A 9,001-nucleotide genomic window follows, 5' to 3' on the forward strand; every position below is an offset into this window, starting at 1 on the left:
GCGGCACCGTGCTGCAGCCGGCCAGCGCCCTCGCGGGCGGCCTGCAGTACGCGCTGCACCCCGCCATGACCGGCATGGCCGGCCTCTTCAACAGCGGGCGCGCGGCGGTGCAGCTCAACGTGGGGCCGCTGGTGGTGCCGCTCACGCGGGCGCAGTACGCCAGTGCCGACCGCCGCACCTACCCGCTGCCCCCGAAGCTCTTTTCGCACAACGACCAGCAGTCGGTGTGGCAATCGCAGGGCGCCGAAGGCTCCACCGTGGGCTGGGGCGGCAACCTGGGCGACCTCGCCCTGTCGGCCAACACCAACTCGCTGTTCACCTGCATCTCGGCCAGCGGCAACGCGGTGTTCCTCTCGGGCGACCAGGCGCTGCAGTACCAGATCAGCACCAGCGGCGCCGTGCCCATCAACGGGGTCAAGAACAACGTCTATGGATCAAGCGCCGTGCGCGGCGTGCTGAGCGAGCTGGTGCAGGCCGCCAGCGCCCACGCGATGGAGGCCGAATACGCGCGCGTGACGCAGCGCTCCATCGGCTCGGAAGGGCAGATCTCCGCTGCGCTCGCGGGCGCGGGCGTGTCCACCGCGTTCCCCACGGGCAACCCCCTGGCCGACCAGCTCAAGGTGGTGGCGCGGCTGATCGCGGCGCGCGGCGCGCTGGGCACGCGGCGGCAGGTGTTCTTCGTGTCAATGGGCGGGTTCGACCTGCACGACAACCTGGTCTCGGGCCAGGCCGTGCTGATGGACCGCGTGAGCAGCGCCATGACCGCGTTCTACAACGCCACCGTGGAGCTGGGCGTGGCCGACAAGGTGACCGCCTTCACCGCATCGGACTTCGGGCGCACGCTCACCTCCAACGGCGACGGCTCCGACCACGGCTGGGGCAGCCACCACTTCGTGGTCGGCGGCGCCGTGCGCGGCGCGGCCTTCTACGGCACGCCGCCACCCATCAGCGTGGGCAATGGCAGCGGCAGCGAAGACCAGTGGCACGTGGGCCAGGGCCGCCTGCTGCCCAGCACCGCCGTGGACCAGTACGCGGCCACGATGGCGCGGTGGTTCGGGGTGGCGAACACCGAGATGACCGGCGTGCTGCCGAGGCTGGGGAATTTCGGGGGAGCGGCGTATCCGGTGAATCTGGGATTCTTGGGGTGATGGGTGGCGCGGTGGGTTAGCAAGCGTCAGTTGTGGGGGCCGCAATCCGGTGGCCGTGTCGGGTCCGTGCATTCGGAGGGGATGTTTCCGAAGAGCACATCGCGCCCCACACGCACTCTCTTCATGTCCATCGGCGGGTCCAGATACCAGTAGGTCTCTCCATTCAGCCATAGATCGACCACGCTGTTTTCACCCAGCAAAGTTCTGGAATCCACGCGGTACAACCGCACCACGTAAGGCATCTTGTAGTCGTGGTGAAAGACGCGCTGGAGGATCGATGCTTTGTAGAACTCCAGTCGGTAAACCCGATGCGGACTGTTTTCGCTGTCGAAAAAAGTCGGTGTTGAGGCATACCAAGCGAAAGCAGCGAGGGCTACCAGGGCCGTACCCCATCCGAGGGTGGTTTTCCTGATTTGCACAGACTCGCTCACGGCCGGCGCGCTTTCATCAAGGCTTGGCGGGACACCCACTGGCAAGCGGTGGGTCGCCACATTCCGAGGGGATGCCCTCAAACACCACTTCATTGCCTACATACACCTTGTTGGTAGCGACTGGTGGATCAAGGTGCCAGTCGAACTGCCCACCACCTTGAAGGTCCACGACTTCACTTTCTCGCAACAGCGTTTTGGGCGAAACACGATATAGCCGGACGACGAAAGGCATCCTGAAATCGTGGTGGACGATGCGCTGCAGGATCGATGCCCGATGGAACTCAAGGCGATAGATTTCATGAGGACTGTTGTAGCTGTACAGGAACGTAGGGGAAGTGGCGCGCCACCCCAAAACAACACAACCACCCAGCATCAGGCACCACACGACACACGGGATTTTTTTCAAAGGGCGCATCAAGGCATGGGACAACTGACCAACGGTGACGCAGGTGTGCATTCCGCTGGGATTTTTTCAAACAAGACATCCCTGCCGACGCGCACTTCGTTCCGGTCCACCGAAGAATTCAGATACCACGTGATTTCGCCGTTCAGCCAGAGATCGACGACTTCGCTTTCACCCAGCAGCGTCTTGGGCTCGATTTTGTACAAGCGCACGACATAGGGCATCTTGAAATCGAGATGGGCGATTCTTTGCAAGGGAGATGCTTTATGGAACTCCAGGCGGTAAACGCGATATGGGCTGTTTTCGCTGTCGAAAAATGTGGGCGTCATGGCGTACCAAGCCATGACAAAGAGGGCCGTCACCGCCAAGCACCGGACGAAGCACGAGCCTCTATTGAAAACAGGTTTTTCACCATCTCTACAAGAGAAAATCATGGGTCCGGCATTGATCTGCTTCACTTCTTGGCAGGGCAATCTGGTGGCAAAGTAGGGTCCGTGCATTCGGAAGGAATGTTGTTGAAGAACACATCCCGCCCTACGTAAACTTTGTTAGTGGCTACCGGCGCATCCAAATGCCAACTGGTCTCGCCATTCATCCAGAGATCGACCACTTCGCTTTCACCGAGCAATGTCCTGGAATTAACCCGGTAAAGACGCACCACATAAGGCATCTTGTAGTCGTAATGGATGACACGCTGAACGATTGATGCCTTGTAGAACTCAAGGCGGTAAACGCGGTGAGGACTGTTCTCACTATCGAAAAAAGTGGGGGTCGCCGCGTACCAGACCAAAAAAAATAATCGCATTCAGTGCAAGGCACCAAACGATACAAGGGACTTTACGAAGATCTGACAGTTTCATCACCATTCCAGCTTGATCGGAAAAGGAAGGCGCACACGGTGCACATCGGACAGGACGATGAAGTCGCCGCCGCGCCCATGCTTTGCTCGCCATTTGCGAAAGTCTTCGTTCTGCACAAGGTAAGTGTGACTACGCGCTTTGGTCTCGCTCTCATGTGCCCATCGCGGGCAGGCCGCGACGATGGCGCGCTGGTAGCAAATATGGAGAGGTTGGGTGTTGCCTGGGGAATCTCGGTGGGGCAGCGTATCCGGTGAGCATGGGGTCTTGGAGTGGGGCCAACATCCAATGAATTCATCACCGCTGCGGCGCATGGCTTATTGCTGTTGCTCGCAGATGCGTAGGGGAGACGGCGGCGCGCACTCGGACCGAAGTTTGTCGAACCGCACGTCCTTCCCCACACGCACATGGTTGTCGTCTCCCGGCGAGTTAACGCTCCAGACGATGGCATCGTTGCGCCAAAGGTCGACCACCGGGCTGGTCCCCAACAACGCCTGAGAATCGGAATGGTAGAGACGGACTACAGAAGGCTTCTTTGAATCCAGGTGCTGCACACGCTGCCACCAGGATGCATCGTAGATTTCCAGTCGATAGGTATGCAGAGGACTGTTGTAGCGGTTGTAGAGCGCCGGCGTAGACAAGTACCACGCCAGAAACAGCGCAGCGTTCAACGCCAGGCACCAGACGATGCAAGGGATCTTGTTCCAGGCGAAGTGCTTCATCGTGATTTCGTTTCTGGCCGGTTCAGACAGCTCGGCGGCGGTGCCTGGGTGGGGCATTCAGAGGGTATGTTTTCGAACAGCACGCCATGGCCCGCATACACCTCATTGAAATCGAGCGGAGGAGCGGTATGCCAACTGATACTGCCATTTCCTGCGCTCATATCAACGACATGGCTTTCGGCCAGTAGGGCCCTGGGCTCCACCCTGTACAGCCGCACGATCGCAGGCATTCCGAAGTCGTAGTGAATGATTCTCTGAAGAATCGAGGCGTTGTAAACATCCACGCGGTAGGTCATGTGCGGGCTGTTGTCGCTGTACAAAAAAAGTCGGGGCATAGACATGCCACCCTACGAAGAGCAATGCGTTGATGGCCAGACACCACGCGATGCATGGCACTTTTTTCAAATCTTTCAAGGGCATCACCACTCCATGTGAATCGGAAAAGGAAGCTGCACACGGTGCACGTTCGAAAGGACGATGAAATCGCCACCCCTGCCGTGTAACGCACGCCAGCGACGAAAGTCCGTGTTCTGCACTAGGTAAGTGTGGCTTCGTACTTGAGCATCTGTCTCCTGAACCCATTGCTCGGAGATGGAGACGCCTGAACCCCACTGGAGTCGTTCGACGCCCCCGAAACCCCAGAAGCCCAGGGGCTGCGAAAGAAAGGAATTTTCGCCATCGTTGAAATCGTAGGCGTCTCGCAGATAGAAACCCAATTCGTCGATGGCAATCGAAGTTTTTCCAGTTCCTTTCGGCGTCACCATGCCTGATACGGCCACTTTCAGGGTGGCCTCGCCCATGGCCCCATAGAAATCGTCCAGAGGATCGCTGAGTCGGCCAAACCCCAGGTAATTCACTTGGCAGGTTTCGTCCAGGATTTTCGCGGGCTTTGACAGGTCGCCCAACCGCCACGCTTGCGTTCCCAGGCGACCCAAGCCTTGTTCCCTGACGATTTTTTTCAGTTGCACCACGCCAGCTGGAGTGGCCCACTGGGATTGCAGTTTTGCCATGGCGGCGTTCACCCTTGCGAAACCACGCGCCCAGGCCATGGAAACGGTGTTCTCATCCAATTGCGCCGCACTGAGAGTGCTGGGCCGGTTGACAACCTCACCCCGCTTCATCGGACCCGGCATCTCAAACGCCGCCCCCCGAAACCACCGCTCCATCAACGCCGCCGCCACCGGCCACCCCATGCGCGAGCGCATCACGCCCGGGATGTCATCCAGTTGAAAAAGCCGCACCTTGGGCGGCAGTTTTTTCTCCAGTTGCGCGCGCAGGCGCTCCTGGTCCACTTGGACCATGCCCTTGTTCATGGGACCTCCCCGTTCCGTCTTCGGTTGTTTTTAGAACCGCGGATTCTGGGGGTAAAAACCGGCGCACGGCGCGGTTCGGGGCAACTGATTTGCCACCGAAAGTAACGTAACTATCGATCAGCCCTGCGCTGTGGACGGCAGGTAGCGCGCCAGGTACCGCCCGGTGTGGCTGGCCGGGTTGGCGGCCAGGTCTTCGGGGGTGCCCTCGCCCACCACGGTGCCGCCGCCGGCACCGCCCTCGGGGCCCATGTCGATGATCCAGTCGGCCGTCTTGATGACGTCCAGGTTGTGCTCGATCACGACGATGGTGTTGCCCGCGTCGCGCAGCTGGTGCAGCACCTTGAGCAGCAGGTCGATGTCGGCGAAGTGCAGGCCGGTGGTGGGCTCGTCCAGGATGTAGAGCGTGCGGCCGGTGTCGCGCTTGCTCAATTCCTGCGCGAGCTTCACGCGCTGGGCCTCGCCGCCCGAGAGCGTGGTGGCGGCCTGGCCCAGGCGGATGTACGACAGGCCCACGTCCAGCAGCGTCTGCAGCTTGCGCGCGATGGTCGGCACGTCCTTGAAGAAGGCGAAGGCGTCTTCCACCGTGAGGTCGAGGATCTGCGCGATGTTCTTGCCCTTCCACAGGACTTCGAGCGTCTCGCGGTTGTAGCGCTGGCCGTGGCAGATGTCGCAGGGCACGTACACGTCGGGCAGAAAGTGCATCTCCACCTTCACCACGCCGTCGCCCTGGCAGGCCTCGCAGCGGCCGCCGGCCACGTTGAAGGAAAAGCGCCCGGGCCCGTAGCCACGTTCCTTGGCGGTGTTCACCTCGGCCATCAGTTCGCGGATGGGCGTGAACAGGCCGGTGTAGGTGGCGGGGTTGCTGCGCGGCGTGCGGCCGATGGGGCTTTGGTCGACGTTGATGACCTTGTCGAAATACTCCATGCCCTCGATGGCCTCATGCGGCGCGGGCTCGTCGTGCGCGCGGTAGAGCTGGCGCGCCACGGCGGCATACAGCGTGTCGTTGACGAGCGTGCTCTTGCCGGAGCCGGAGACGCCGGTCACGCAGGTGAGCAGGCCCACGGGAAACTCCACGCTCACGTTCTTCAAACTGTGGCCCGTGGCACCGACCACGCGCAGGGCCTGCAGCCGGCCCTGGGTGGCGCGGTGCTCGGCCTGGCGCTCGGCGCGCTGCTCCGCGCGGCGCTTGCTGGCCTCGGTTTCAGGGAAGCGCGATTTGCCCTTCTTCGCCGCTTCGGGGGCCGCGGGGGTGCCTTCCATCACGGGCAGCCACGGCGTGCGGCGCGGGGGAACGGGGATGGACAGCGTGCCCGACAGGTACTGGCCCGTGAGCGAATCGGGATGGCCGCGCACCGCGTCGTAGGTGCCCTGCGCCATCACGCGCCCGCCGTGCACGCCGGCGCCGGGGCCCATGTCGATCACGTGGTCGGCGGCGCGCATCATGTCCTCGTCGTGCTCGACCACGATCACGCTGTTGCCGATGTCGCGCAGGTGCTGCAAGGTGGCGATCAGGCGGTCGTTGTCGCGCTGGTGCAGGCCGATGCTGGGCTCGTCGAGCACGTACATCACGCCGGTCAGGCCCGAGCCGATCTGGCTGGCCAGGCGGATGCGCTGGGCCTCGCCGCCCGAGAGCGTCTCGGCGCTGCGGTCCAGGCTCAGGTAGTTCAGCCCCACGTCGTTGAGGAACGTGAGGCGCGTGCCGATCTCGCGCACCACCTTGTCGGCGATCTCGGCCTTGGCGCCGGTGAGCTTGAGCTGCGAGAACCAGGCGTGCGCGTCGGCCAGCGTGGCGTGGCTCACCTCGTAGATGGCACGGGCCTGTTCGCCCTCGCCCACCTTCACGTGGCGCGCCTCCAGCCGCAGCCGCGCGCCGTGGCATTCGGGGCAGGGCTGGGTGCTGCGGTAGCGCGCGAGCTCTTCGCGCACGACCACCGAATCGGTCTCGCGGTAGCGCCGCGCCATGTTGGGCAGGATGCCTTCGAAAGGGTGCTTCTTGACGATGGCCTTGCCCTTGTTGGCGCCGCTGTCCAGCACGTAGTTGAAGGCGATCTCCTCCTCGCCCGATCCGTACAGCACGGCCTGCTGCACCGGCGGGGGCAGCGATTCGTAGGGTGCCTCCACATCGAAGCGGTAGTGCCTGGCCAGGCTCTCCAGCATGGCGAAGTAGTAGCCGTTGCGCCGGTCCCAGCCCTTGATGGCGCCGCTGGCCAGGCTCAAGGACGGAAAGGCCACCACGCGCGCGGGATCGAACACCTCCTGCTGCCCGATGCCGTCGCAGGCCGGGCAGGCGCCCATGGGCGAGTTGAACGAGAACAGGCGCGGCTCCAGCTCGGCCAGCGAATAGCTGCACACGGGGCAGGCGAACTTGCTGGAGAACAGGTGCTCCTGGCCGCCATCCATCTCCAGCGCCAGCACGCGGCCGTTGCCCTCCACGCCGCCCACGCGCAGGGCCGCCTCGAAGCTTTCGGCCAAGCGCTGCTGCATCTCGGCGCGCACTTTCAGGCGGTCGATCACCACGTCCACGTCGTGCTTTTCGGTCTTCTTGAGCTGCGGCAGGCTTTCGTATTCGTAGATGGTGCCGTCCACCCGAAAGCGCACATAGCCCAGCGCCTGCATCTGCGCGAAGAGTTCGGTGAACTCGCCCTTCTTGTCGCGCGCGACCGGGGCCAGCACCATGAGGCGGGTGTCCTCGGGCAGGGCCAGTACGGCATCCACCATCTGGCTCACCGTCTGGGCGGCCAGCGGCAGGCCGTGGTAGGGGCAGTAAGGCGTGCCGGCGCGCGCGTACAGCAGGCGAAGGTAGTCGTGGATCTCGGTCACCGTGCCCACGGTGGAGCGCGGGTTGTGGCTGGTGGCCTTCTGCTCGATCGAGATGGCCGGCGACAGGCCCTCGATCAGGTCCACGTCGGGCTTGTCCAGCCGGCCCAGGAACTGCCGCGCATAGGCCGACAGGCTCTCCACATAGCGGCGCTGGCCCTCGGCATAGAGCGTGTCGAACGCCAGGCTGGACTTGCCCGAGCCCGACAGCCCGGTGATCACCACCAGCTGGTTGCGCGGGATGTCCAGGTCGATGTTCTTGAGATTGTGCGTGCGCGCCCCGCGGATGCTGATGCGAGCCTGCTGCAGGGCGGCGCCCAGGTAGCGGCCGGCGGCCGGCGCTGCAGGGGCGTCGCCATCGTCGGCGGGCCGGGAGAAGGGGGAGTGGTTCACGGTGGGCGCGGCTCTGGGCGGGGAAACCCACCATGATAGGCCACGCCCCCCGGCGCGGGCCGTCCGCAGGGCCACCCGGCCCCTGCTGCCGGGCGGGGGGCGGTCCGGCGGCGGGCCGGAAAACCATCTGCTCCTTATTTAATAGCAATCAGGGCAATGAATCCGCCGGCATGGTGGCCTTTTTGCCCGCAGCGGCGAAAACGGGTTCGCCAGGCCGTCAATGCCTGCGCGGTGGCGCCGGTTCCGGCCTGCGGGCGATGGGCGAGAATCGCGGCTTTGGCTTCAGGCCCTCAGCGCACCCACCGTGCCGGATTCCTCCACCCACCTTCCAGGTCCAGGCGCCACCGCCTCGCCCCCGTCCAACGCCACCGCCATGACGCCGCTGGAGCGCCGCTCCAGCCTCGCGCTGGCGCTGATCTTCGCGCTGCGCATGCTGGGGCTGTTCCTCGTGCTGCCCGTGTTCGCGCTCGAAGCGCGCAAATACCCGGGCGGCGACGATCCCGCGCTCGTCGGCCTGGCCATGGGCATCTACGGCCTCACGCAGGCGGTGCTGCAGCTGCCGCTGGGCATGGCGTCCGACCGCTTCGGGCGCAAGCGCGTGATCGTGCTGGGCCTGGCCGTGTTCGCCGCCGGCAGCCTGCTGGCGGCGCTGGCCGACTCGCTCACCGGGCTGCTGGCCGGCCGCGCGCTGCAGGGCGCGGGCGCAGTGTCGGCCGCCGTGACGGCGCTGCTGGCCGACCAGACGCGCGATGCCGTGCGCACCAAGGCCATGGCACTGGTGGGCGGCAGCATCGGGCTGATGTTCGCCGTGGCGCTCGTCGCGGCCCCCGTGCTGGCCGCGCACATCGGCCTGGCGGGCCTGTTCGGGGCTGACCTGCGCGCTGGCGCTGGGCGGCATCGCCGTGGTGCTGTGGGTG

10 protein-coding genes and 1 pseudogene are annotated in these 9,001 nt (G+C 64.1%); 2 read left to right on the top strand and 9 right to left on the bottom strand.

Going from position 1 to position 9,001, the window contains the following annotated elements:
* Positions 1 to 1,148, top strand: a 1,148-nt coding sequence (locus AC27IO_RS16895; protein ID WP_498739797.1) for a DUF1501 domain-containing protein, incomplete at its 5' end; no start/stop codon positions are given.
* Positions 1,149 to 1,174: 26 nt separating this feature from the next.
* On the opposite strand, the gene AC27IO_RS16900 is transcribed toward AC27IO_RS16895, so the two are convergent.
* From AC27IO_RS16900 to uvrA, 9 genes are all read right to left on the bottom strand, one after another.
* Positions 1,175 to 1,579, bottom strand: a complete 405-nt coding sequence (locus AC27IO_RS16900; RefSeq protein ID WP_498739799.1) for a hypothetical protein — start codon at positions 1,577 to 1,579, stop codon at positions 1,175 to 1,177.
* Between the two features lie 16 nt (positions 1,580 to 1,595).
* Positions 1,596 to 2,036, bottom strand: a complete 441-nt coding sequence (locus AC27IO_RS16905; protein WP_498739801.1) for a hypothetical protein — start codon at positions 2,034 to 2,036, stop codon at positions 1,596 to 1,598.
* Complete coding sequence (locus tag AC27IO_RS16910; protein WP_498739803.1) at positions 1,994 to 2,326, bottom strand: hypothetical protein; 333 nt, start codon at positions 2,324 to 2,326, stop codon at positions 1,994 to 1,996. The genes AC27IO_RS16905 and AC27IO_RS16910 overlap by 43 nt, the downstream gene beginning before the upstream one ends.
* A gap of 110 nt (positions 2,327 to 2,436) precedes the next feature.
* A complete protein-coding gene (locus AC27IO_RS16915; protein ID WP_498739805.1) occupies positions 2,437 to 2,787 on the bottom strand; it encodes a hypothetical protein in 351 nt (116 codons plus the stop codon).
* Between the two features lie 54 nt (positions 2,788 to 2,841).
* The gene (locus AC27IO_RS16920) at positions 2,842 to 3,153 is read right to left on the bottom strand and encodes a DUF6402 family protein (RefSeq protein ID WP_498739806.1); all 312 of its coding nucleotides are present in this window, start codon (positions 3,151 to 3,153) and stop codon (positions 2,842 to 2,844) included.
* Between the two features lie 3 nt (positions 3,154 to 3,156).
* Positions 3,157 to 3,561 (bottom strand): hypothetical protein, encoded by a 405-nt coding sequence (locus tag AC27IO_RS16925; protein WP_272566437.1) that lies wholly within the window; start codon positions 3,559 to 3,561, stop codon positions 3,157 to 3,159.
* On the bottom strand, positions 3,558 to 3,857 hold the full coding sequence (locus AC27IO_RS16930; protein ID WP_498739808.1) for a hypothetical protein: 300 nt from the start codon (positions 3,855 to 3,857) through the stop codon (positions 3,558 to 3,560). Before AC27IO_RS16930 ends, AC27IO_RS16925 begins: the two co-directional genes overlap by 4 nt.
* 123 nt (positions 3,858 to 3,980) lie before the next feature.
* Positions 3,981 to 4,874, bottom strand: a complete 894-nt coding sequence (locus AC27IO_RS16935) for a DUF6402 family protein (RefSeq protein WP_498739810.1) — start codon at positions 4,872 to 4,874, stop codon at positions 3,981 to 3,983.
* A 117-nt stretch (positions 4,875 to 4,991) separates the two neighbouring features.
* Positions 4,992 to 8,012: an excinuclease ABC subunit UvrA gene (uvrA, locus tag AC27IO_RS16940; RefSeq protein ID WP_317360355.1), complete on the bottom strand. Its 3,021-nt coding sequence runs from the start codon at positions 8,010 to 8,012 to the stop codon at positions 4,992 to 4,994.
* A 445-nt stretch (positions 8,013 to 8,457) separates the two neighbouring features.
* Between uvrA and AC27IO_RS16945 the strand changes: the two are divergent.
* A pseudogene (locus tag AC27IO_RS16945) lies at positions 8,458 to 9,001 on the top strand (MFS transporter); the annotation flags it as partial.

This window comes from Acidovorax sp. KNOB132 (assembly GCF_057541515.1).

Bases quoted from the DNA above. Each gene is read 5' to 3' on its own strand.
- AC27IO_RS16930 (WP_498739808.1), bottom strand. From the start codon at position 3,857: ATGACCTACCGCGTGGATGTTTACAACGCCTCGATTCTTCAGAGAATC.
- AC27IO_RS16905 (WP_498739801.1), bottom strand. From the start codon at position 2,036: ATGCACACCTGCGTCACCGTTGGTCAGTTGTCCCATGCCTTGATGCGC.
- AC27IO_RS16910 (WP_498739803.1), bottom strand. From the start codon at position 2,326: ATGGCTTGGTACGCCATGACGCCCACATTTTTCGACAGCGAAAACAGC.
- AC27IO_RS16925 (WP_272566437.1), bottom strand. From the start codon at position 3,561: ATGAAGCACTTCGCCTGGAACAAGATCCCTTGCATCGTCTGGTGCCTG.
- AC27IO_RS16935 (WP_498739810.1), bottom strand. From the start codon at position 4,874: ATGAACAAGGGCATGGTCCAAGTGGACCAGGAGCGCCTGCGCGCGCAA.
- AC27IO_RS16920 (WP_498739806.1), bottom strand. From the start codon at position 3,153: ATGCGCCGCAGCGGTGATGAATTCATTGGATGTTGGCCCCACTCCAAG.
- AC27IO_RS16915 (WP_498739805.1), bottom strand. From the start codon at position 2,787: ATGCGATTATTTTTTTTGGTCTGGTACGCGGCGACCCCCACTTTTTTC.